This is a genomic window from Hydrogenivirga sp. 128-5-R1-1, from assembly GCF_000171895.1.
This window is the reverse complement of the sequence record NZ_ABHJ01000311.1, coordinates 1-1,572: the sequence shown is the minus strand read 5'-3', so window position 1 is coordinate 1,572 and position 1,572 is coordinate 1. Positions and strand designations below refer to the sequence as shown.

Genomic DNA, 1,572 nt, shown 5'->3' with positions numbered 1-1,572 from the left:
AATTAAAAGAGAAATTCAAATGTTAAGGATTTTATTACTGTTATTTTTTCTTTCTTCTTGCGGATATAAACCTGTTAACTTTGAAAAACAAAAACTAAATGTCTGTATAGAAAAAGTAAATATAAATTCTCCAGAGCCTCTGATTTTAGATGTTTTAAATAGAAAACTTAGAGATGTTATAGTCTCTCAAGGAAAAAAACTTGATTGTAGTTATAAAAAAAATATAGTTGTGTACATAACATTAAAAAGTCTATCTTTTTATCCAATTGGATATTCTCAATCTCAAAGGGCAAATGTTTATAAAATAGCTATGAGTCTAAATTTAAAAGTTGATGACAAAGAAGGTAGCACTATATTAAATAAAGACATAACTGAAACTACCCAGTACATAGGGGCAGGACTTAGAGCAGATATAGAAAAAAGGTATGCCATTCAGTATCTTGGAGATTTAATTCAGGTTAGAATTTTTTCTTTGCTAAGTCAGATACGATGAAAGAAGAAAATATAGTTAAGCTTTTAAAGAAGAACATAAGTGAAATTAATCTTAATCCTGTAATTTATATTTATGGCGGTGAAGACCTGTTGAAAAAACAGTTTATTGATAAATTTAAAAGCGTAGGTTCAAATTTTCACTTTTTGTGGGGAGATGAGGTTAATTTAACTGAGTTAAAAGATATTTTTGGCTCTGCTTCGCTTTTTTCATCGGAAAATGTGGCTGTTTTATGGGATATAGATTCCTTTGTATCAAAACTTTCCAAAGATGCTGTTAAAGAATTTTTAAATTTTATAAAAGGAATAAACTCTCCGAATAAATTATTTTTAGTATCAAAAAAAGAAAAAGTTCCTGCAAAAGAGCCGTTTAAAACTATATCTTCCACTGCAACAGTTATAAATTCCCCTCATCTTACACCAAAAGCTTTTGAGCTATCTGTATATAAAAAAATACAGCGGGAAGGAAAAAATATATCTTTAGAAAATTTAAAATATCTAATTTCAAAACTTCCTAATAATCTCTACAATACAAAACAGGAGATTGAAAAATTACTGATTTACACAGCAGAAAAAAACGAAATAACTAAAGAAGATATAGATGCTGTAATTACGACAAAACCTCAAGTTAATATCTTTGTATTTCAAAATCAATTTTTAAAAAAAGATATAAATGCAGTAAGCACTTTTCAAAGGTTAGTTGAAGAAGGTCAACATCCTTTTGAAATACAGTCATTTATCCTAAATTTATTGAATAAAATTATTTATTTTAAAGATTTAATAGATAAAGGTACTCCAAAACAGCTGGCATTTTCTAAAGTTGGGATTAATTACAGACCACAACAATTGGCTGTTGAAAACGCATCTAATGTATGGAAAAAAAGCGAACTCCTAAATGCGATAAAATATCTTTATGAAACTGAAAAATATCAAAAATTGTATTATGAAGATGTACAAAAAAAAGCAGAAGAATTTCTTCTAAAAGTGCTATTACAATGAAAAATTCTTTAAACGACTTAAGACCTTTAACACTAAAAGACTATATAGGTCAGGATAATATAAAAAAGCAGATAGAACTTTTCA

The 1,572-nt window shown here is 27.3% G+C and carries 2 protein-coding genes; both read left to right on the top strand.

All coding sequences use genetic code 11. The features are described from left to right. The coding region (locus HG1285_RS02095) for a hypothetical protein (protein WP_232219536.1) at positions 1–493 on the top strand (493 nt) is incomplete at its 5' end. After that, entirely contained in the window at positions 490–1,488 is a 999-nt protein-coding gene (gene holA / locus HG1285_RS02100; protein WP_008289211.1) for a DNA polymerase III subunit delta, read from the top strand. The genes HG1285_RS02095 and holA, both read left to right, overlap by 4 nt. Positions 1,489–1,572 lie beyond the last annotated feature (84 nt).